Annotated in this window: 18 protein-coding genes; 2 read left to right on the forward strand and 16 right to left on the reverse strand. The window is 39.1% G+C overall.

The annotated features are described in order from the left end of the window. Positions 1-19: 19 nt before the first annotated feature. The 7 genes from rpmE to BN1372_RS12865 form a co-directional block, all read right to left on the reverse strand. A complete protein-coding gene (rpmE, locus tag BN1372_RS12835; protein ID WP_062200127.1) occupies positions 20-220 on the reverse strand; it encodes a 50S ribosomal protein L31 in 201 nt (66 codons plus the stop codon). Between the two features lie 119 nt (positions 221-339). Beyond that, complete coding sequence (gene rho / locus BN1372_RS12840) at positions 340-1,614, reverse strand: transcription termination factor Rho (RefSeq protein WP_062200130.1); 1,275 nt, start codon at positions 1,612-1,614, stop codon at positions 340-342. Between the two features lie 245 nt (positions 1,615-1,859). Then, on the reverse strand, positions 1,860-2,831 hold the full coding sequence (gene glpX, locus BN1372_RS12845) for a class II fructose-bisphosphatase (RefSeq protein ID WP_062200133.1): 972 nt from the start codon (positions 2,829-2,831) through the stop codon (positions 1,860-1,862). Positions 2,832-2,852: 21 nt separating this feature from the next. Then, a complete protein-coding gene (locus BN1372_RS12850; protein WP_062200135.1) occupies positions 2,853-4,139 on the reverse strand; it encodes a UDP-N-acetylglucosamine 1-carboxyvinyltransferase in 1,287 nt (428 codons plus the stop codon). Positions 4,140-4,221: 82 nt separating this feature from the next. Then, positions 4,222-4,869, reverse strand: a complete 648-nt coding sequence (fsa, locus tag BN1372_RS12855) for a fructose-6-phosphate aldolase (RefSeq protein WP_062200138.1) — start codon at positions 4,867-4,869, stop codon at positions 4,222-4,224. Between the two features lie 106 nt (positions 4,870-4,975). Next, positions 4,976-5,833, reverse strand: a complete 858-nt coding sequence (gene fba, locus BN1372_RS12860; RefSeq protein WP_062200140.1) for a class II fructose-1,6-bisphosphate aldolase — start codon at positions 5,831-5,833, stop codon at positions 4,976-4,978. Positions 5,834-5,956: 123 nt separating this feature from the next. Continuing rightward, a complete protein-coding gene (locus BN1372_RS12865; protein ID WP_062200144.1) occupies positions 5,957-6,328 on the reverse strand; it encodes a response regulator in 372 nt (123 codons plus the stop codon). A gap of 188 nt (positions 6,329-6,516) precedes the next feature. Here BN1372_RS12865 and BN1372_RS12870 point away from each other — a divergent pair, with 188 nt between their 5' ends. Then, on the forward strand, positions 6,517-7,047 hold the full coding sequence (locus tag BN1372_RS12870) for a DUF2529 family protein (RefSeq protein WP_062200147.1): 531 nt from the start codon (positions 6,517-6,519) through the stop codon (positions 7,045-7,047). Between the two features lie 231 nt (positions 7,048-7,278). Here BN1372_RS12870 and BN1372_RS12875 read toward each other — a convergent pair whose 3' ends face one another. The 9 genes from BN1372_RS12875 to BN1372_RS12915 form a co-directional block, all read right to left on the reverse strand. Next, a complete protein-coding gene (locus tag BN1372_RS12875; RefSeq protein WP_062200150.1) occupies positions 7,279-8,886 on the reverse strand; it encodes a CTP synthase in 1,608 nt (535 codons plus the stop codon). A 178-nt stretch (positions 8,887-9,064) separates the two neighbouring features. Beyond that, positions 9,065-9,568, reverse strand: a complete 504-nt coding sequence (gene rpoE / locus BN1372_RS12880; RefSeq protein WP_062200152.1) for a DNA-directed RNA polymerase subunit delta — start codon at positions 9,566-9,568, stop codon at positions 9,065-9,067. A gap of 174 nt (positions 9,569-9,742) precedes the next feature. Next, entirely contained in the window at positions 9,743-12,982 is a 3,240-nt protein-coding gene (gene icmF / locus BN1372_RS12885; RefSeq protein WP_062200156.1) for a fused isobutyryl-CoA mutase/GTPase IcmF, read from the reverse strand. A 45-nt stretch (positions 12,983-13,027) separates the two neighbouring features. Beyond that, the gene (locus BN1372_RS12890; protein ID WP_062200159.1) at positions 13,028-13,666 is read right to left on the reverse strand and encodes a TetR/AcrR family transcriptional regulator; all 639 of its coding nucleotides are present in this window, start codon (positions 13,664-13,666) and stop codon (positions 13,028-13,030) included. A 151-nt stretch (positions 13,667-13,817) separates the two neighbouring features. Beyond that, a complete protein-coding gene (locus BN1372_RS12895; RefSeq protein ID WP_062200161.1) occupies positions 13,818-14,957 on the reverse strand; it encodes an acyl-CoA dehydrogenase in 1,140 nt (379 codons plus the stop codon). Positions 14,958-14,968: 11 nt separating this feature from the next. Then, on the reverse strand, positions 14,969-16,108 hold the full coding sequence (locus tag BN1372_RS12900) for an acyl-CoA dehydrogenase (RefSeq protein ID WP_062200164.1): 1,140 nt from the start codon (positions 16,106-16,108) through the stop codon (positions 14,969-14,971). Between the two features lie 42 nt (positions 16,109-16,150). Beyond that, positions 16,151-17,011 (reverse strand): 3-hydroxybutyryl-CoA dehydrogenase, encoded by an 861-nt coding sequence (locus BN1372_RS12905; protein WP_062200165.1) that lies wholly within the window; start codon positions 17,009-17,011, stop codon positions 16,151-16,153. 51 nt (positions 17,012-17,062) lie between these two features. Further along, a complete protein-coding gene (locus BN1372_RS12910) occupies positions 17,063-18,241 on the reverse strand; it encodes an acetyl-CoA C-acetyltransferase (RefSeq protein ID WP_062200168.1) in 1,179 nt (392 codons plus the stop codon). A 171-nt stretch (positions 18,242-18,412) separates the two neighbouring features. Next, on the reverse strand, positions 18,413-20,623 hold the full coding sequence (locus BN1372_RS12915) for a (Fe-S)-binding protein (RefSeq protein WP_062200171.1): 2,211 nt from the start codon (positions 20,621-20,623) through the stop codon (positions 18,413-18,415). Between the two features lie 192 nt (positions 20,624-20,815). On the opposite strand from BN1372_RS12915, the gene cls reads away from it, so the two are divergent. After that, the gene (gene cls, locus BN1372_RS12920) at positions 20,816-21,949 is read left to right on the forward strand and encodes a cardiolipin synthase (RefSeq protein ID WP_062200174.1); all 1,134 of its coding nucleotides are present in this window, start codon (positions 20,816-20,818) and stop codon (positions 21,947-21,949) included. Positions 21,950-22,171: the final 222 nt, after the last annotated feature.

A 22,171-nucleotide genomic window follows, 5' to 3' on the forward strand; every position in this document is an offset into this window, starting at 1 on the left:
GAACACTTGCCTTTTTTTCTTACTTAAGGTTGTATTTTTTCTTAAAGCGATCCACACGACCACCAGCATCTGCGAATTTTTGACGACCCGTATAGAATGGGTGACATGCAGAACAAATTTCAACGCGAATTTCTTCCGTTGTAGAACCGCTCTCGAATTCATTACCACAAGCACATTTAACCATTACTTTATTGTAATTAGGATGAATTCCTTGTTTCATCTCTTTCATCTCCTTCCGCCCTGAGTCATTCGAAACAGAGTTAAATATCACTTATACACATAGTAGGATTATAACAGCCTGACTATGATTTTGCAACATTTCTTTTACAGAAAAAAATGCTATTTAGAGCGATTTCTTGCGTTATTTCTTTCTTGCTCCATGAGCGCAAAAAATTCTGCATTCGATTTTGTTGATTTTACTTTTTTCATAAATTGTTCCACGAAATCTAGTGAATTGTTCATCGAACGGCGAACAGCCCATAATAAGTCGAGTTGTTCTTTTGATAATAGCAACTCTTCTTTTCGTGTACCAGAACGACGAATATCAATAGCAGGGAATATGCGACGTTCTGCTAACGAACGGTCAAGATGAAGTTCCATATTTCCTGTTCCTTTAAATTCTTCATAAATGACATCATCCATCCGGCTTCCTGTATCGATTAACGCAGTTGCTAAAATCGTTAAGCTACCGCCTTCTTCAATATTCCGCGCTGCACCAAAGAATCGTTTTGGACGGTGGAATGCCGCTGGGTCAATCCCCCCTGATAATGTACGTCCGCTCGGTGGAATAACTAAGTTATACGCACGAGCTAAACGTGTAATACTATCTAATAAAATGACGACATCTTTTTTATGTTCCACTAAACGCATCGCACGTTCTAACACTAATTCTGCCACTTTAATATGGTTCTCTGGCACTTCATCAAACGTAGAACTAACCACATCTCCATTTACGGAACGAACAATATCCGTTACTTCTTCTGGACGTTCATCAATTAATAACACAATCAATTCTACATCTGGGTGATTGGTTGTAATCGAATTGGCAATTTCTTTTAACAGGCTTGTTTTTCCTGCTTTTGGAGGGGCAACGATTAATCCACGTTGACCAAAACCAACAGGGGAAATTAAATCGATAATCCGCGTTGATAAACGATTTGGCTCTGTTTCTAACACCATTTGGCGATCTGGATAAAGAGGCGTCAATGCTGGAAAATGGACGCGATCTTTTGCTGTATCTGGATTTTCTCCGTTTACTGCTTCTACGTGTAATAACCCATAGTATCGTTCATTTTCTTTTGGTGGACGAACTTTTCCGGATACCTTGTCACCATTTCGTAAATCGAATCGACGAATTTGCGATTGCGAAATATAAATATCCTCGGAACTTTGCGAATAATTAATCGGTCGTAAAAATCCAAACCCGTCTCCTTGTTTAACTTCTAAAATCCCTTCCATAAATAACAATCCATCTTGTTCTGCTTGCGCTTTTAAAATTGCAAAGATTAACTCTTGTTTTGTCAGTTTACTATAATAAGACACTTTATATTCTCTTGCCAATTCATAAAGTTCTTTTAATTTTTTATTCTCTAAATCTAAAATTGTTAATCCCATTTAAACACCACACTTTTATATAATATAATCATTTTATTTTCAAGCAAATTAGGATTTTGGTTAAAAAGAAGAACAAGGTATAAAAAGAAGCAAACCCGAGGTGTAATAACCGTTAGCAAAGAAAAGTGGTACACTATATTCTAACCATACATATCGGCATTATTCAACTATTTTTAAAAAAAGGTAAAAGCAATGACTGCTCTTACCTTTTTTTTATCTTTCCTATCATTCGATAGATTGATTTTTTAGTCTTCCATAACTAATTTTGGTTTACGAAGTAGGCTATGTTGACCTTCGATAAAACGAACCGTACCTGATTTTGCACGCATAACAAGCGAATGTGTCGTACCAACATTTTTACCTTTAAATTGTACCCCGCGTAACAATTCTCCGTCTGTTACACCTGTTGCAGCAAAAATAGCGTCGTCGCCTTTTACTAAATCGTCCATATATAAAATTTGACTTAAGTCTTTAATACCCATATCGTGACAACGAGTGATTTCTTCATCGTTTTGTGGAGCAAGACGGCCTTGGAAGTCCCCACCTAAACATTTTAATGCAACAGCAGAAATAACGCCTTCTGGTGCTCCACCTGTTCCGAGCATAATATCAACGCCAGTATGACCGAATGCCGTACTGATTGCAGCGGCAACGTCACCGTCTTGAATTAATTTAATACGTGCACCAGCAGCGCGTACTTCGTCGATAATTTTTTGATGGCGTTCCCGTTCTAAAAGTGTAACGACTACTTCATCTAAACTTTTATTTTTTGCTTCTGCTACTACTTTTAAGTTTTCTGTTACGGATTTATCTAAACTTACAAGTCCTTTTGCTTCTGGACCAACCGCGATTTTTTCCATGTACATATCCGGTGCATGTAATAAGTTCCCACGATCCGCAATCGCAATAACGGCTAACGCATTCCAAGTACCTGCTGCAACGATGTTTGTTCCTTCTAATGGGTCTACCGCTACGTCTACTGCAGGACCAACACCTGTTCCTAATTTTTCTCCGATGTAAAGCATTGGTGCTTCGTCCATTTCCCCTTCTCCAATTACAACTACACCTTGCATAGGAATCGTATCGAATACAGTACGCATTGCAGTTGTTGCTGCATCATCTGCTTCTTCTTTTTTGCCGCGTCCCATCCAACGAGCAGATGAAAGTGCTGCCGCTTCTGTTACACGTACAAGCTCCATTGTTAAACTTCTTTCCATAATTGTTGCCTCCCTGACTAGTTAAGAATGATGAATTTGTTCTAATTCTTCTACATTTAAAGGTTCTCGCCAAATTTTGGCACCCAATCCTTGTAATTTTTCCACTAAATCTTCGTAACCGCGGTCAATATGTTCCACACCCGTGATTTCCGTAATTCCTTCTGCCATCAACCCAGCTGTCACAAGCGCTGCTCCGGCACGTAAATCAGTCGCTTTTACTTTCGCACCTTGCAGCGTAACCGGCCCAGAAATAATCGCCGAACTACCTTCTAATTTAATACCTGATCCCATTCGGCGTAGTTCATCCAAATGTTTAAAGCGTGCATTGTAAATGGTATCCGTTACGACACTCGTTCCATCTGCTTGCGTTAATAGAGCTGTCATCGGTTGTTGTAAATCCGTTGGAAATCCAGGATAGACAAGTGTTTTAATATCGACATTTTTATATTGTTTAGCACGACGAATATAAATTTGATCATCGTTTACCTCAATCGGTACACCCATTTCGCGAAGCTTTGCACTTAACGACTCCACGTGCTGCGGAATGACATTATCAATAAGTAAATCTTCGCCCATCGCTGCTCCGATCACCATATACGTACCTGCTTCAATCCTGTCTGGAATAATTGTATGACGACAGCCGTGAAGAGCATCCACTCCGTCAATTCGAATAATATCTGTACCTGCACCTTTGATTCTTGCACCCATACTGGTTAAAAGTGTTGCTACATCGATAATTTCCGGTTCTTTCGCCGCATTTTCAATAATCGTTTGTCCTTTTGCTAATACAGCGGCAAGCATAATGTTAATCGTTGCACCAACACTAACAACATCAAGATAAATGCGTGCGCCGCGTAATTCATCTGCTCGTAAGTAAACAGCACCCTGCTCATTTGTGACAGTAGCACCAAGCGCTTCAAAACCTTTAATATGTTGATCGATTGGTCGAGGCCCTAAATAACACCCACCAGGAAGTCCGATCACCGCTTTTTTAAAACGCCCAAGCATCGCACCCATTAAATAATAAGAGGCACGAAGCATTTTTACTTTTCCATTTGGAAGTGGCATCGAAATAATGTTGGACGGATCAATCGTTAATTCGCCATTTTGCTTCGAAACCGTACCACCAATTTCTTCGATTAAATCACATAACAAATGGACATCTGAAATATTTGGTAAATTTTCAATGGTAACAGGTGAATCGGCCAATATAGCTGCTGGAATTAATGCCACCGCACTATTTTTCGCCCCGCTAATACATACTTTTCCTTTTAGGAAGTGGCCTCCTTCGATATTAAGCTTCTCCATACAAATCTTCCCTTTCTAACCTGATTCATCGTTACATGTTAGTATGCACGTATTCTTTCAAAACATTGCCTTTGCCATTTGATTATTTTTGTTGACTTTTTTCCCAATCTGCTAAAAATTGTGCAATTCCTTTATCTGTTAACGGATGTTGAACAAGTTGCATAATAACTTTATACGGAATGGTCGCAATATGTGCACCGCGAAGAGCTGCTTCTCGTACATGTTGCGGATGACGAATACTAGCTGCAATAATTTGCGTATCTAAACCATGGATGTGAAATAAATCCGAAATGTCCGAAATTAACTCCACCCCATTTTGACCAATATCATCTAACCGTCCGATAAACGGAGAAACATACGTCGCTCCTGCACGAGCTGCTAACAATGCTTGGTTTAAAGAAAAAATTAAGGTAACGTTCGTTTTTACACCGTGATTCGAAAAATATTTAACCGCTTTTAATGCTTCTAATGTCATCGGTACTTTGATGGTAATATTTGAAGAAATGTTTGCAAGTTCCATTCCTTCCCGAATCATTCCTTCTGCATCAAGCGAAATCACTTCCGCACTAATCGAACCATCGACTACCTCTGCAATCTCTTTCATACGTGTATGGAAATCAACATTTTCTTTTGCAATCAGCGATGGGTTCGTTGTTACTCCCGCTAAAATCCCAAGCGAATTCGCTTCTTTAATTTCTTCAATATTCGCCGTATCAATAAAAAATTTCATAAAATGTCCATCCTTTCTTTTTTGCAGCATGGGCATGATGACTCGTTACTTTTTTTATATGAAAAGGAAACCGCCCAAAAAACAAGGGGCGGCTCTGACAAAAAGATTAGGCTTTGTTAGAAGAACCAAAGTCACGCATTTTGCCAATTACCGTCGCTTTAATTGCATCACGAGCGGCTGTTAAATATTTACGTGGATCGTACACTTCTGGTTTTTCTTCCATAAATGCGCGTACAGCTTTTGTTGCTGCAATTTGGTTTTCTGTATTGACGTTAATTTTAGCAGTTCCTAATGAAATTGCTTTTTGAATATCTTTTAATGGAATACCTGAACCACCGTGTAATACGAGTGGAACATTCGTTAATTCCATCACTTCTTGCATTTCTTTGAAACCAAGTTTTGGTTCCCCTTTGTATGGTCCGTGTACAGAACCTAATGCTGGAGCAAAGGAGTCAACGTTTGTTTCACGAATTAATTGTTCACATTCTGCTGGAATCGCATATGCTTCTTCCGCAACGATTACGTCGTCTTCCTCGCCACCAATGCGTCCTAATTCCGCTTCTACAGACACACCTAATGCGTGCGCAACGTCTACGACGCGTTTTGTTAACGCAATATTTTCTTCTAATGGAAAGTGAGAACCATCAATCATAACAGATGTGAAACCTGCATCGATTGCTTGCACACATTTTTCAAAACTGGAACCGTGGTCTAAATGAATTGCCACTGGTACTGTCACTTCGTATGCAACCATTAATTCTTCTACCATTGCAACAACAAGACGGAATCCACCCATGTAACGAGCAGCACCTTCTGACACACCTAAAATAACTGGTGATTTTTCTTCTTCTGCAGCTTGTAAAATTGCTTGTGTAAACTCAAGGTTGTTAATATTAAATTGACCTACTGCATATTTTTCTTCTTTAGCTTTGTCAAGCATCTCTTTCATGGAAACTAAAGGCATGAAAAATCCTCCTTTAATGGAACTATCATCATAATTTTGTCTTACTACTATGTAACTTATTTTCTTTCCTAAAAACCCCACTCAATTATAGCATAAGTCTTATAAATTGAAACGAATATATTGTTAATTTTCACGCATATGTAAGATGTCTTTCACGGTTTCACGCACTTCGTTAATATCAAATGGTTTAAAGAAATGTGTACGTGCTCCCAATTGTTTTGACGTCTCAATCATACTTAATTCCCCATATGCCGTCATCATAATCACTTCTACGGAAGAATCGACATTTTTTACTCGCCTTAAAATTTCTAAACCGTCCATTCCAGGAATTTTCATATCCAATAAAATGACATCTGGTCGCTCTTTTTGCACACAGTCAATCGCTTCTACTCCATTTGCCGCTTGAAACGTTGTAAATCCCTCTTGTTGAAATACTTCGTTTAATAACATCCGAATGCCAAACTGATCGTCCACAATTAAAATTTTTGCTGTCATCCTCTTCACCTTTCCTTACCCATCCTAATTTATACACTGTTTACTTATTCGGGAAAATTCCAAAAATTCCTACCCTTATCATATACTGAATGTAGAGAACATTTCTTGCTTTTTTTCAAAATTCGTTATAATGTTTGATTCAGCTCAGTCGAAAGGAGGGAATAAACGAGCAATTTTTTTGTTCGTTTGTGCCAACAATACTAAAAATATTTACTACTCAAGTATTAGGGAAATGTCAAGAGATTGCCAGCAAAGAAGAAGAACGAATTGAAGAAGCAAGTCGGGTACTTGCCCAAACCATTCTTTCCGATGGACAACTTTACTTCGCAGGAACATCGGAGCTCGCTGGACTTCCCTTTGCAGCAACAATGGGAGACGAACGCCTACCAAAAAGTCAATTTTTATTTGAAGATGGAACCCTGCCAACGTTAACACCGCTCGATTGCGTCGTTCTTTTTTCAAAAGAAGGACAAGACGGAGAAACGTTCGCCATTATCGAAGAGATTAAAAAAACAAGCGCAACCATCATCGGCATCTCCCGAAACGAAGCATCCCCCCTATCCGAACAAGTCGATTTTCACATTAGCTACCACCTAGAAGACGGAATCCTCCCAACAGACGAAGGTGGACGAACCGGATACCCACACGCCTTTTTAGCTCATTATGTGTATTATGCGCTATCTTTAAACACAATAGAAATACTAGAAGAGTATAAATAAAAAGCGGAGATGGGCTCGTTTAACGACGGAGCTATAAGGCGAAGAGCGGAAGAGGCGCCTCTTTGCCTCTGGAGCACTTTGACTTATAGCGGAAGTCGTTAGCCCATCGGAGCTGGATTGCATAAAAAGCGGAGGGTGCTTAATCAGGGGCGACAAGCATAAAAGAATGACCAAAAAAGAGCATCACAGAAAGCCGATAGAGATCGACTTTCTGGATGCTCTTTTTTTATATTAATCTTGACGATTATTGAAGGAATGGTGAATAAATTCACGGAACAATGGATGTGGACGAGTTGGACGAGATTTAAATTCTGGATGGAATTGGGATGCAACGAACCATGGGTGATCTTTTAATTCAATTACTTCTACTAAACGACCATCTGGACTTGTCCCACTAAATACGAATCCTTTTGCTTCCATTTGTTCACGGAATTCATTATTAAATTCATAACGATGACGATGACGTTCATATACCACTTCTTCGCCTTCGTATGCTACATGTGCTTTTGTTTCTTTTTGTAATTTACAAGGGTAAAGACCTAGACGAAGCGTTCCACCTAAATCTTCTACATCTTTTTGTTCTGGTAATAAATCGATTACCGGATAAGCTGTTTCTGGTGCGATTTCTGATGAATGCGCTCCTTCTAATCCTACTACATTGCGAGCAAATTCAACAGAAGCTAATTGCATGCCTAAACAAATACCTAAAAACGGAACATTGTTTTCACGAGCGTAACGAATAGCTTCGATTTTCCCTTCAATTCCGCGATCGCCAAAACCGCCTGGAACTAAAATACCATCTGCATCCGCTAACAATTGAGCTGCGTTTTCTGCTGTTACATCTTCTGAATCAATCCAGTTAATATCAATATCTGTATCGTATACGTAACCTGCATGTTTTAATGATTCTACAACTGAAAGATACGCATCTGGAAGTTCAACATATTTACCGACAAGGGCAATTTTTGTTGTAGTAGATAAGTTTAATACTTTATCCACAAGCGCTTTCCATTCTGTCATATTTGCTTCTGGGCAATCTAATTTTAAATGATTACATACGATATCATCTAAATCTTGTTCTTGTAATTCTAATGGTACTTGGTAGAGTGTTTCAGCATCGCGTGCTTCTACTACTGCTTTTTTATCAATATCACAGAATAGCGCAATTTTATCTTTCATATCTTGAGAGATTGGCATTTCTGTACGAACGACAATCACGTTTGGTTGAATACCTAAACTACGTAATTCTTTTACGCTATGTTGTGTCGGTTTTGTTTTCATTTCTCCCGCTGCTTTAATATACGGAACGAGTGTACAATGCACGTACATCACGTTTTCTGAACCAATATCGCTTTTAATTTGACGGATTGCTTCTAAGAATGGAAGTGATTCAATATCTCCAACCGTACCGCCAATTTCCGTAATCACAACATCCGCTTTTGTTTCTTTTCCTGCACGGAACACGCGATCTTTAATTTCATTTGTCACATGTGGAATCACTTGTACCGTTCCGCCAAGGTAATCACCGCGACGTTCTTTCCGTAAAACCGTAGAATAAATTTTCCCTGTCGTTACGTTGCTATATTTATTTAAATTAATATCAATAAAACGTTCATAATGTCCTAAGTCTAAATCGGTTTCTGCTCCGTCATCTGTTACGAATACTTCCCCGTGCTGATATGGACTCATTGTTCCAGGGTCCACGTTAATGTATGGATCAAATTTTTGAATGGTCACTTTTAATCCACGATTTTTTAATAAACGACCTAAAGACGCTGCTGTAATACCTTTCCCTAATGATGATACAACCCCACCAGTAACAAAAATATACTTGGTCATACACTTTCCTCCTCAATCGTCCAAAATGGTTAAAAAAACCTACATGTATACATAAAAATAAAAAAAACAAAAGTGTCGCCAAAACCCTTTTGGGGGCACTTTTGTTTTTACAATCGTTATAAAAGGTAAATATATTTTTGAAGCCCAAAATGTATTCTACATAGTTCAAAAATAAAAGTCAAGCCTCTTCTTCGTCTTCTTCCTCGTTGTAATCAAATTCTTCTTCCTCTTCCTCCACATCCTCTACATCATCAAAATCATCGTCTAAATCGAGTAATTCATCTTCCTCAATTTCTTCAAAATCTTCTTCTTCTAAATCTTCTAACTCAAGCTCTTCTTCTTCCTCATAGTTGAATTCTTCTTCTTCTTCACGAATCGCAGCACGACGTTTTTTACGGATGGTCGCCGTAATTTCTTCTTCCATTTGTTCTACTGGAAACCATTCTTTTAAGCCCCAGCGACCGTCACCTTTACTTAAAAAACGACCGTCGATATTTAATTCTGTATAAAATTGTGCAAGACGACGTTTCACTTCTTCTTCTGGTAATTGTTTATATTCTCCAATTTTCTTTACTAATTCAAAAAAGTTAATAGGCTCGCCATGTTCTTCTAAAATTTCACTTGCAAGATCAATCATAGCCATTTCTTGAAATTGTTCCACTGTTAAATCGGCTAACTTCATCCCAAGCACTTCCTTTCCAAACTTCCATTTACGTATTTTTCATTATAAACAAAATGTGATCGCTTATGCTAGGTTTTTATGTTTTTTCTTAGTAAACAACGAAAAGGAGGAAAAGGATGCATTCGCTTTTCCTCCTTACTCTTTATCATAAAACGGAAACTAAAAATTGACAAGTTACATATTACGGCGATATTGCCCGCCAACTTCATAAAGCGCTTGTGTAATTTGCCCTAAACTAGCGACTTTTACTGTTTCCATTAATTCCTCAAAAATATTCCCGCCTGAGATGGCTACTTGTTTTAAGCGGCGTAGCGCCGTTTCACAAGCTTCTGCGTATGTTGCTTTAAATGATTCTACATGTGCAATTTGTTGTTCTTTTTCTTCTTTTGTTGCACGAGCTAACTCTATATTAAACTCTTCTGGCGCCGGCTCGTTTGGATTTAAATACGTATTTACCCCGATAATTGGCAGTTCCCCGTTATGTTTTTTATGCTCATAATACATCGATTCTTCTTGAATTTTACTTCGTTGGTATTGTGTTTCCATCGCGCCTAATACTCCGCCACGCTCGTTCATTCGCTCAAATTCGCGAAGCACTGCTTCTTCCACTAAATCCGTTAATTCTTCCATAATAAAAGAGCCTTGTAAGTTATTTTCGTTTTTAAATAGCCCTAATTCTTTTGTAATAATTAATTGAATCGCCATCGCACGACGAACAGATTCTTCTGTTGGCGTCGTCACTGCTTCATCGTAAGAGTTCGTATGAAGCGAGTTACAGTTGTCGTTTAACGCCATTAATGCTTGTAGTGTTGTGCGAATATCATTAAAGTTCATTTCTTGCGCGTGCAGAGAGCGTCCAGACGTCTGCACGTGATATTTTAACCGTTGGCTTCGTTCATTTGCACCATATTTATCACGCATGACGGTTGCCCAAATTCTTCTTGCGACGCGACCGATTACTGAATACTCAGGGTCTAGTCCGTTTGAGAAGAAGAAGGATAAGTTCGGTGCAAAATCATCAATATGCATACCACGGCTTAAATAATATTCCACATACGTAAAGCCATTAGCAAGCGTAAACGCAAGTTGTGAAATCGGGTTTGCCCCAGCTTCTGCAATATGATACCCAGAAATCGACACAGAATAATAGTTGCGAACGTTATAGTCGATAAAATATTGCTGAATGTCTCCCATTAAACGTAACGCAAATTTGGTCGTAAAAATACACGTATTTTGTCCTTGGTCTTCTTTTAAAATGTCCGCTTGTACCGTACCGCGAACGGTAGATAATGTGTCAGCTTTTATTGCTTCTGCTTCTTCTGCAGATGGTTTTCTTCCATGTCCTTGTTCAAATTTTTCCAGCTGTTGCTCAATTGCCGTATTCATAAAAAAGGCTAAAATAATGGGGGCTGGACCGTTAATCGTCATTGATACAGACGTCATCGGATCGCATAAATCAAAGCCTTTATACAATTCTTTCATGTTATCGAGCGTACAAACACTAACGCCACTTTCCCCAATTTTCCCGTAAATATCTGGACGCCAATCTGGATCTTCTCCGTATAATGTAACCGAGTCAAAAGCAGTCGATAACCGTTTTGCTGGGTCATTTTCACATAAGTAGTGGAAACGACGATTCGTCCGTTCTGGTGTTCCTTCCCCAGCAAATTGACGTTTTGGATCTTCTCCTTCTCGGCGAAACGGGAATACACCAGCTGTATACGGGAATGAACCTGGTACGTTTTCTTTTCGTACCCACGTTACGATATCACCGTAGTCATGATATTTTGGCAACGCGATTTTCGGAATACTTAATCCAGAAAGACTTGTCGTTGTTAACGGTGTGCGGATTTCTTTATCGCGAATTTTAGTCACAAATTCTTGTTGGGCATAACGTTGTTTCGTTTCATCCCAAGATGCAAGAATCGTTTTTGTTTCATCGGTTAATTGTTGTTTGTACGTTTCTTTTAACGACGATAACATATCTGTCGGCGCTCCTTCTTCTGTTTCTAACGCCTGAAGCACGCCTGCAAGTTGGAACACCTTCCGCGCAATTTCTGCTTGCTTTTCGGTTTTTACATGATAGTTACGGACTGTATTCACAATTTCTTGTAAATACATCATCCGGTCATTTGGGATAATGATGTTTTGTTTTTCCACTACACCATCTTCATCAAAAGATGTTTCCCATTGTAATTTGCATTTTTCGTTGATGGTTCGAACGAGCACTCCAAACAATTGGTTTGTACCCGTATCGTTAAATTGACTAGCAATCGTCCCGTATACAGGCATTTCACTTGGATCCTGGTCAAAATAGGAGTGACTTCGTTGGTATTGTTTTTTTACAGCACGAAGCGCATCTTCTGACCCTTTTCGCTCATACTTATTAATAACGATTAAATCCGCAAAATCAATCATATCAATTTTTTCTAATTGTGTTGGTGCTCCAAATTCACTTGTCATGACGTACATCGCCACGTCAGAAATGGCAGCAATTTCCGAATCCCCTTGCCCAATTCCACTCGTTTCGACAATAATTAAATCAAAGCCAGCAGCTTTTACTACTTTAATTGCATCACGGATTGCTAACGACAACTCCGTACGCGATTTACGGGTTGCGAGCGAACGCATATACACGCGTGGATTATGGATCGCATTCATTCGAATACGGTCTCCTAACAGCGCACCGCCTGTTTTTTGTTTCGTTGGATCAATCGAAATAATCGCAATTGTTTTATCTGAAAATTCAGTTAAATACCGACGGACTAGTTCGTCGGTTAAAGAACTTTTTCCAGCTCCCCCGGTACCCGTAATCCCAACGACAGGTACCTCTTTTTCTAGTGACTTCAACTTATCTACGGTTGCTGCCACTTCTTCCTGCCCGTAGTCATGTTGGTTTTCCACCATCGTGATCAGACGTCCAATAGCTTGACTATCTCGTTCTTTTACGCGTTCAAATTCATCGGTCAATTGAGTAACAGTTGGAAAATCGCATTCGCGGATCATTTGATTAATCATACCTTCAAGGCCCATTTTTCGGCCATCTTCTGGTGAAAAAATGCGAGCAATTCCGTATTCCTGTAATTCCTTTATTTCGTGCGGTACGATCACGCCTCCACCGCCACCATAAATACGGATATGCCCAGCATTTTGTTCTTGTAATAAATCATACATATACTTAAAGTACTCGACATGTCCGCCTTGGTATGAAGATAATGCGATTCCTTGAACATCTTCTTGAATAGCGGCATTCACGATTTCCTCTACAGAACGATTATGCCCTAAGTGAATCACTTCCGCTCCTTGTGCTTGTAAAATACGACGCATAATGTTAATAGAAGCATCGTGTCCATCAAATAAACTAGAAGCAGTAACAAATCTTACATAATGATTTGGTTGATAAAGTTCAGCCATCTTTCATACCCCTTTCAATTATATATAGAAAAGAGGATGTTACGACTAGTTACGATTTTCGTTGTAATGTCTAAGGCCGCCATAAATCATATTTGCTAGATTTTCACTAAATTGTTCCAGTGTAAACTTCCTCTTTAATACCCAACGTCTAAATGCCCACGTTTGGCAATTTACGACAATATGGTGGGAAAGTAATGAAATACTGGTGTCATCAATGTGTAATTGTTCTGTTTCATTTAAAGCAATCAATAAGCGTTTAAAATAGTCGAGGATTTTTTCTTCTTTTTGGAGTACGTACGGTAGCGCTTCTTTTGATAAAGATTTTGTTTCTTGGTACATGAATAAAATTTCTTCTTGAATTTCATCAATAATTTGACAATACGAAATAATCGTGTCTTTCAATGTTTGAAAATCTGCTTGCTGTGGTTCGATAACCATTTCTAATTTGTCATACACCGTGTCGTAAATCGAATCACAAACTAAATATAAAATATCTTCTTTTGTACGAATATACTCATACAACGTTCCAATACTAAACCCGGATGCAGTCGCAATTTCCCGCGTTGTCGTTCGGTGGTATCCTTTTTCTTTAAATAAACCTAATGCAGCCTTTACCATTTGTTCCCGACGTTTACGGATTAATTGCTGATCTTTTACTAATGATGGTACTTCTTTCTTCGACACAACAACCCCTCTTTCCTGCAAGTAACACCTCTTTTTTGTTTATGTTTTTAATGATACGAAAAAACAGCGTCTTTATGAACCATTTTTAGAGGCATAAGTTAACAATGTCACCGCCCGAGAGCGATGACATTGTCTAATCCATTCTATTATATTATGAAAGTAGCATACGTGAAATAACAAGTCGTTGAATTTCATTCGTACCTTCATAAATTTGTGTAATTTTTGCATCACGCATGAAACGTTCTACTGGATATTCTTTCGTATATCCGTATCCACCAAATACTTGAACCGCATCTGTAGTTACTTCCATTGCAATATCACCAGCGAATAATTTACTCATCGCACTTTCTTTACCGTATGGAAGACCTTGTGCTTCTTTCCAAGCTGCTTGGTATGTTAATAGACGAGCTGCTTCTGTTTTTGTTGCCATATCAGCAAGCATGAAACCTACACCTTGTTGACGTCCAATTGGTTTCCCGAATTGTACACGTTCTTTTGCGTAGTTTGTAGCAAGTTCTAATGCACCTTGTGCAATACCTACTGCTTGTGCTGCGATACCGTTACGTCCGCCGTCTAATGTCATCATTGCGATTTTGAAGCCTTGGCCAACTTCCCCTAAGATATTTTCTTTTGATACGCGGCAGTCTTCAAAAATTAATTCATACGTAGGAGATGAACGAATACCTAGTTTCTTTTCTTTTTTACCCATTTTGAAGCCTTCTGTTCCTTTTTCCACGATAAACGCTGTAACACCTCTGTGACCAGCTTCTGGGTTTGTTTGTGCGAATACGAGGTAAATATCCCCTTCGCCACCGTTTGTAATGAAGATTTTTGATCCGTTTAAGATGTAAGAATCGCCATCTTCTTTTGCGATTGTTTTCATGTTACTTGCATCACTACCAGAGCCTGGTTCTGTTAATGCGTAAGCACCCATTTTTTTACCTTCCGCTAATGGACGAAGGAATTTTTGTTTTTGTTCTTCTGTACCAAATTTCCAAATTGGCCAGCTTCCTAATGAAATGTGTGCAGAAAGTGTTACACCGATAGAAGAGTCTACACGAGATAATTCTTCCACAGCGATTACGTAGCTTACGAAATCCATGCCAGCGCCACCGTATTTTTCTTCCCATGGAATACCTGTAAGACCTAACTCCGCCATTTTTTCGAAAATGCCGCGGTCGAATGTTTCATTTTCATCACGTTCTGCAGCAGTTGGAGCAATTTCGTTTTCAGCGAAATCACGAATCATTTTACGTAACATTTCTTGTTCTTCTGTTAATAGAAAATTCATTGTTTAGCCCCCTATTTTAATAATTGCCTACTAATAACAAGTCGTTGAATTTGACTTGTACCTTCATAAATTTCTGTAATTTTTGCATCACGGAAGAAGCGTTCTACTGGATATTCTGTTGTATACCCGTAACCACCAAACACTTGAATTGCTTCTGTTGTTACTTTTACCGCTGTTTTAGAAGCGAATAGTTTGGCCATTGAAGCTTCGATTCCACATGATTTTCCTAGTGCTTTTAGTTGAGCAGCACGATAGACTAATAGTTTTGCCGCTTCTACTTCTGTTGCCATATCTGCTAGTTTAAAGCCTACCCCTTGTTGACGACCGATTGGTTTACCGAATTGCACACGTTCTTTTGCATATTCCGTCGCTTCTTCTAGCGCCGCTTCTGCAATTCCTAACGCTTGCGCTGCGATTCCAATACGACCTACATCAAGGTTACCCATAGCAATTTTAAAGCCCATGCCTTCTTCACCAAGAAGATTTTCCGCTGGTACGCGGCAGTCTTCAAAAGATAATTCTACCGTATTAGAGCCGTGAAGACCCATTTTCTTTTCTTTTTTCCCGATGAAAAATCCTGGTGTGTCTTTTTCAACGATAAATGCTGAAATCCCATGATGTGCTTTTTCTGGATCAGTCACAGCAAAAACAACATACGTATCCGCAACACCGCCGTTTGTAATAAAGATTTTTGAACCATTCAGTACATAATGGTCGCCATCTTTTACAGCACGTGTTTTTAAGCTAGCCGCATCGCTTCCCGCTCCTGGTTCTGTTAACGCAAAAGCTCCGATATATTCACCAGCCGCAAGCTTTGGAACATATTTCTTCTTTTGCTCTTCGTTACCAAAATAAAGAATTGGGTTCGTACCTACAGACGTATGAACCGATAAGATTACGCCTACCGTAGCACTTACGCGCGATAGCTCATGGATCGCAATAATATAAGAGGTGAAATCCATTTCACTTCCGCCATATTCTTCTGGAATTGGAATACCCATAAGTCCAAGTTCTGACATTTTTTTAATTACTTCCATCGGAAATTCATCTGTTTCTTCCATTTTTTCGATAATTGGAGAAATTTCATTTTGGGCAAAATCACGGACCATTTTCCGCATCATTTGCTGTTCTTCAGTAAATACTAGATTCATATCCTCACCTCTTTTGTTATTTGCTATGCTGCGTTTGTTTGATTAGTTTTTAGAGTGGTCGTAGAAACCTTTACCTGTTTTGTCACCTAACCAACCAGCTGCTACATATTTTCTTAATAATGGACAAGGGCGATATTTACTATCTCCAAGTCCTTCATGGAGAATTTCCATAATAGATAAGCATGTATCAAGACCGATAAAGTCTGCTAATCTTAGTGGTCCCATTGGATGATTCATTCCTAATTTCATGACTTCATCTACCGCTTCTACTGTTGCTACCCCTTCATAAACAGCGTAAATTGCTTCGTTGATCATCGGAAGTAAAATACGATTTGAAATAAAGCCTGGGAAGTCGTTTACTTCAACAGGAACTTTTCCTAGTTTTTTCGACATGTCTTCAATTGTTTGATAGACTTCATCTGTTGTTGCTAACCCACGAATCACTTCAATCAGTTTCATCACAGGTACCGGGTTCATGAAATGCATCCCAATTACTTGCTCAGGGCGATTTGTTACCGCTGCAATTTCTGTAATTGGTAAACTTGATGTATTGGTCGCTAAAATAGCGTGCGCCGGTGTAATTTCGTCTAATTGTTTAAACAATTGGCTTTTAATTTCCATATTTTCCACTGCTGCTTCAATGACAAGATCCACGTCTTTAGCGTTTTGAACGTCTGTTGAGCGTGATAAATTATTTAGCACAGCTTGTTTCTCATCTTCTGTCATGCGACCTTTTTCCACTTGACGAGATAAGTTTTTATTAATGTTATTCATTCCACGTTCTACAAACTCGTCTTTAATATCGTGAAGTACCACATCAAAGCCAGCTTGTGCACACACTTGCGCGATTCCAGAACCCATTTGTCCTGCACCAACAACAAATACTTTTTTAATTTCAGCCATTTTTCTTCCCCCTTGCGTAATATGTAGTCATTTTTTATCAAAAAACAGTGCTTACACTTCTACCATGATTGCGTCACCTTGACCGCCACCAGAACAAATAGCAGCTACACCTAAGCCTCCGCCTTGACGACGTAATTCGTGAATTAACGTTAATACAATACGTGCTCCACTCGCGCCAATTGGGTGACCTAAAGCAACGGCACCACCATTAACGTTTACACGATTTGGATCAAGATTTGCAATTTTGATACTTGCAAGCGCAACCGCAGCAAATGCTTCATTTATTTCATATAATTTGACATCATCTGCAGTTTTTCCTGTTTTCTGTAACAAATTATTTATCGCATATCCTGGTGTTTTTGGAAAATCCTTCGCTTCTGTTGCCATTGCTTCATGTGCAACAATTGTTGCTAAGATTTCACGGTTTTCGCGTTTTGCGCGCTCTTCATCCATAATGATTAAAGCAGCGGCACCGTCGTTAATACCAGGTGCGTTTCCAGCAGTAATCGTACCTTCTTTACTGAAGACTGGTTTTAATTTTGATAAAACTTCTACTGTTGTAGTAGGACGTGGTGATTCGTCGTTACGAATCACAACTGGATCACCTTTCCGTTGTGGAACGGATACGTTTACAATTTCTTCTGCAAATTTTCCACTTTCGATTGCTTTTACAGCTAAATCATGACTACGGAATGACCACTCGTCTTGTTCTTGTCTCGTTAACCCTAGTTCAGCAGCTACAGAGTCACCGTATGTTCCCATATGAGCACCTGTAAACGAACAAGTTAATCCGTCGTGGATCATTAAATCATCAAATTTTGTTGCCCCCATACGTGCGCCCCAACGAGCATTTTTCACAAAGTACGGAGCGTTACTCATCGATTCCATTCCACCAGCTACTACTACTTCTGCATCGCCAGCACGAATGATTTGGTCAGCAAGTGTAATACTACGAAGACCTGATGCACATACTTTGTTAATCGTTTCTGTTTTTAGTTCCCAAGGAAGACCTGCTTCTCTTGAAGCTTGACGAGAAGGAATTTGACCTTGCCCACCTTGTAAAACGTTACCAAAAATAAGTTCATCAATATCTGTATCCGCGATGTTCGCACGATTAATCGCCTCACGAATTGCAATCCCACCTAATTGTGCAGCCGAAAGTGGCTGTAATCCTCCACCAAACTTACCAAACGGCGTCCGTGCACCGCTTACAATTACCGTTTTACCCATACCAATACCTCCCAATTTAAGTCTTATCACAGTAGACTAGAAAAAAAGTGACAAACAATTATGTTCACATGAAAAAACGAAAAGCATTGGGGACTTAGCCCACCGGAGCCAGACAACGAAAAGCGTTGGAGAGCTTTCCCACCAAGCTTTCGTTTTAATCATGGTATTACCTTATGGTTGTGTTACTTCTTCTTGCACTTCTACTTCTTCTGTTTGTTCTGAGGTGTTATCTTGCTCTGCTTTTTTAGGTCCAAATACGGAACGCTCTAAAATTTCGACGATATCGAGTGTTTCGACTTTGTCTTCTACTTCGATCGCTTTTGTTCCGTCACTTAACATTGTTAAGCAGTACGGACAGCCAGCACCAATGATGGTTGGTTCTTTTTGAAGCGCTTGTTCTGTACGCGCAACGTTAATACGTGTACCAGTTGTTTCTTCCATCCACATTAAGCCTCCACCAGCACCACAGCACATACTGCTTTCACGATTGCGATCCATTTCTACAAGTGTTACGCCTGGAATAGAACGTAAAATGTTACGCGGAGCATCAAACACTTCGTTGTAGCGTCCTAAGTAACATGGGTCATGATACGTAATTGTTTCGTTGACTTGATGTTGCGGTTTAATACGTCCTTCTTTGATCCATTGCGCTAATAATTCTGTATGGTGATATACTTCTGCTTCATATCCAAAGTCTGGATATTCTTTTTTGAATGTATTGTATGCGTGAGGGTCAATCGTAACGATTTTCTTCACGTTATACTTCTCAAATTGTTTAATGTTGTTTTCTACAATTTCTTGGTACGTAAATTCGTCCCCTAAACGACGTGGAGTGTCTCCTGAGTTTCGTTCGTCGTTTCCTAAAATAGCAAACTTGATTCCTGCTTCTGTCATTAAACGAGCAAAGCTCATCGCTACTTTTTGGCTACGGCTATCAAAAGAACCCATTGAACTTACCCAGAATAAGTAATCGTACTCTGGCTCTTTTTCTTCTTTTTTCGCCGCTTTCGCTAATTCTTTTAATGTTGGTACTTCTACTTCTTCTGGAAGATTATCACGCCATTTTTCACGTTCTTTACGGTTAATTCCCCAAGGGTTTCCTTGACGTTTAATGTTGTTAATCGTACGTTGTGCTTCCGCATCCATACGCCCTTCAGAAAGAACGAGGTAACGACGTAAATCAATAATTTTATCTACATGTTCGTTTAATACTGGACATTGATCTTCACAGTTACGACATGTTGTACATGCCCAAATTTCTTCTTCTGTGATAACGTCCCCGATTAAGTTAATTTCATATTTAAATTGCGGATCGGATGCACTTTGTTTTGCAAGTCGGTTTCCTTCTGTATTTGCAAAAGCAAATGTCGGTACCCAAGGTTGTTTTCCTGTTACCGCTGCACCTTTTTCCGTTAAGTGATCACGGATTTTAATAATTAAATCCATTGGTGATAACATTTTTCCTGTTCCTGTTGCCGGACACATACTTGTACAACGACCACATTCTACACACGAATATAAATCAACCAATTGTTTTTGATTAAAGTCTTCTACTTTACCCACACCAAAGCTAGGTTGTTCTACTTCTGCTTCTGCGTCTTCTGATTCTTCCATCGCAGCCATTGCAGATTCGAAATCAATTTTTGATAATTGACCAACTTTATGTGTTGGGCCTAAATATACGTTCGCAGGAGCGGCAATTAAATGCGCATGCTTTCCTTGTGGTATATAAACTAAGAAAGTGAGTAATACTACTAAATGAATCCACCATGCTACATAAAAGATACCGATAGCAGCTGTTTTTCCAAGCGGTGCTAATGCCATCGCAATGACACTAGCGATAGGAGATGTCCAAGAATACTCCATATCATGCCAAACGATTTCTGCACCATTTCCTAGTAATACAGAAAGCATTAATGTACCGATAAAAATTAACACTAGGCCTGCTTTCCAACCGCGTTTTAAACGGACTAATTTTTCCACGTAACGACGATAGTATGCCATTAATACCGCCACTAAAATAACAAGTGTGACGATTTCTTGGAAAAATGTAAATCCTGGGTAAAGTGGACCGAATGGTAAGTGTGATTCCGGTTTTAACCCTTTCCAAATAAAATCAATTGCTCCAAATTGAACGAGCAAAAATCCGTAGAACATCATGACGTGCATGATTCCACTTTTCTTGTCTTTCATTAATTTCTTTTGTCCAAATACGTAAATCCATACTTTATTTAGACGCTCTTTTACTGTGTAATCCCATTCCGCTTTTTTTCCGAGTTTAATAAACTCGACACGTGATTTTACGAGATAAGCAAATAACGCAATCCCGTAAACGGTTACAGCTAAGAAGGCAATCCAGTTAATAACTAATAACGTATTCACCAAAACATCCCCTTTCCTCGTAAGCTACCCCTTGCAACTTCCTTTGTTTGCAAACTGTTACAAATAAATTTAAATTTTTCTGAATTTATTATAGCATAGAAAATCGACCTGAACGAGTGTTCAGTCAATTTTTTTTATAATTTTTTTGAAAATTCACATACTAATAAAAAAAGTGATGGCGAGGTTTCTCTCATGACACATACCCCTTTTTCCCTTGATTTATCAGGGGTTAACTCTAAAAAAACCGTATTTTTCACCAAACACTCCGGTACCATTTCGTTCATTACAACAGGCAATCAATTAATGAAAAATTTGCAAAATGACCTATTATGCGCTACTTCATCGATTGATATGCTTTTTTATATCGTTCGTAACGATACATACGGCGATAAAATCATCGATCTTCTCTTAAAAAAAGCACAGCAAGGGGTTCAAGTGCGCCTTTTACTCGATTGGGTTGGAAGTATTTTCATTCACCGTTCCACGATTCGTCGTTTACAAAAAGGTGGTGTAAACGTTTGCTTTAGCAACAAGTCTTTCTTTTCTATTCAACAACGAAATCATCGAAAAATCACCGTCATCGATCAACAAATTGGATATTTAGGAGGGTTTAATATCGGCAAAGAATACGTCAGCCAAACCGCTATTTACGGATATTGGCGTGATTTTCACCTTCGCTTCGAAGGCGATGGTGTCTGCACGTTACACAAACAATTTATGGATGATTGGAGCAGTGCCAATAAAAAAGAGTTCTCTCCCACAACAAATACCCCAAATCTCAAAAAAGGAAACTTAAATTTCTCATTAATTGGTACAAATGGTGAAATTGTTGAAGATATTTACCTATCCCTTTTTCAACAAGCTAGTCAAGAAATCATCATTGCTACCCCTTACTTTATACCTACAAAACGGTTGTTAGATGCCCTGATGGACGCTTGTCGAAAAAGAATTCGCGTCATCATCGTCGTCCCATATCGAAATGACCATCCATTAGTTGGCGACGTGGCAAATATTTATTTTCAACCTTTATTAAAAAGTGGCGCCAAAATTTATCGCTTCATCCCAGGTTTTTATCATACAAAAGCAACCGTCATTGACCGAAAAATTTGCAATGTCGGAACGTCTAACTTCGATCGAAGAAGCTTTTTTTTAAATGCAGAAATGAACTGCATTATCGAAGACGAACCATTCGCAAAGCAAGTCGCAGCAGCCATCCAAAAAGACTGCGATTTCTCCGAACCCCTAACACTAGACATCCTCCAAAACAAAACGCCTTTCCAAAAAACAAAACAAACAGTAGGAAAATGGATAGAAAAATATTTATGAAAACATAAAAAGTGGAAGGGGGCTCGGTCTGCGACAGAGGAATAAGGCAACCGATAGAAGAGGCGCCTCTTTGCCTCTGGAGTTGGTTGACTTATTCCGGCAGTCGCTAGCCACCTGGAGCTGGATTACATAAAAAGTGGAGGGGGGCTCGGTCTGCGACAGAGGAATAAGGCGACCGATGGAAGAGGCGCCTCTTTGCCTCTGGAGTCGGTTGACTTATTC

This window comes from Massilibacterium senegalense (assembly GCF_001375675.1).
In the GTDB taxonomy this organism is placed as follows: Bacteria; Bacillota; Bacilli; order Bacillales; family Massilibacteriaceae; genus Massilibacterium; species Massilibacterium senegalense.

Coding starts and splice junctions, on each gene's coding strand:
- rpmE (WP_062200127.1), bottom strand. CDS start 220: ATGAAACAAGGAATTCATCCTAATTACAATAAAGTAATGGTTAAATGT.
- rho (WP_062200130.1), bottom strand. CDS start 1,614: ATGGGATTAACAATTTTAGATTTAGAGAATAAAAAATTAAAAGAACTT.
- glpX (WP_062200133.1), bottom strand. CDS start 2,831: ATGGAAAGAAGTTTAACAATGGAGCTTGTACGTGTAACAGAAGCGGCA.
- BN1372_RS12850 (WP_062200135.1), bottom strand. CDS start 4,139: ATGGAGAAGCTTAATATCGAAGGAGGCCACTTCCTAAAAGGAAAAGTA.
- fsa (WP_062200138.1), bottom strand. CDS start 4,869: ATGAAATTTTTTATTGATACGGCGAATATTGAAGAAATTAAAGAAGCG.
- fba (WP_062200140.1), bottom strand. CDS start 5,833: ATGCCTTTAGTTTCCATGAAAGAGATGCTTGACAAAGCTAAAGAAGAA.
- BN1372_RS12865 (WP_062200144.1), bottom strand. CDS start 6,328: ATGACAGCAAAAATTTTAATTGTGGACGATCAGTTTGGCATTCGGATG.
- BN1372_RS12875 (WP_062200150.1), bottom strand. CDS start 8,886: ATGACCAAGTATATTTTTGTTACTGGTGGGGTTGTATCATCATTAGGG.
- rpoE (WP_062200152.1), bottom strand. CDS start 9,568: ATGAAGTTAGCCGATTTAACAGTGGAACAATTTCAAGAAATGGCTATG.
- icmF (WP_062200156.1), bottom strand. CDS start 12,982: ATGGCTGAACTTTATCAACCAAATCATTATGTAAGATTTGTTACTGCT.
- BN1372_RS12895 (WP_062200161.1), bottom strand. CDS start 14,957: ATGAATTTTCTATTAACAGAAGAACAAGAAATGTTACGTAAAATGATT.
- BN1372_RS12900 (WP_062200164.1), bottom strand. CDS start 16,108: ATGAATCTAGTATTTACTGAAGAACAGCAAATGATGCGGAAAATGGTC.
- BN1372_RS12905 (WP_062200165.1), bottom strand. CDS start 17,011: ATGGCTGAAATTAAAAAAGTATTTGTTGTTGGTGCAGGACAAATGGGT.
- BN1372_RS12910 (WP_062200168.1), bottom strand. CDS start 18,241: ATGGGTAAAACGGTAATTGTAAGCGGTGCACGGACGCCGTTTGGTAAG.
- cls (WP_062200174.1), top strand. CDS start 20,816: ATGACACATACCCCTTTTTCCCTTGATTTATCAGGGGTTAACTCTAAA.